General features: G+C 35.0%; 1 protein-coding gene. It reads right to left on the reverse strand.

The genetic code is table 11. The annotated features are described in order from the left end of the window. Nucleotides 1–127: 127 nt before the first annotated feature. A partial coding sequence (locus A8L45_RS25145) for a hypothetical protein (protein ID WP_217492224.1) occupies nucleotides 128–311 on the reverse strand: 184 nt, incomplete at its 5' end.

Below are 311 nucleotides of genomic sequence, written 5' to 3' on the forward strand. Positions count from 1 at the left end.
CGAATCGTCACATGCTCTTTAAAAATCTGGAAAGCTGACTGTTTAATCGAAAGATTAAACAATATCACTTCAATAAGAAGTGATAGTAAAGTTCTCAATAGTTACTTTTAAGTAACACCAAACACATTCAAGTGTTCTTGGGTTTATCTTCGAAAGAAGGATAAACATATTTGAGTCCGGCGAAATCGTTCATCGAAAGATGAACATGTTCTATTAAGAACACCTTGGTTGCTGTGTTGTCTTCGCCCCTATTTGTTTTCACTTTTGAAAAGTGAAAATAAACAGGAAAGCGAAAGCAAACGGTCCATACA

Source organism: Veronia pacifica, assembly GCF_001707825.1.
GTDB classification, from domain to species: Bacteria; Pseudomonadota; Gammaproteobacteria; order Enterobacterales; family Vibrionaceae; genus Veronia; species Veronia pacifica.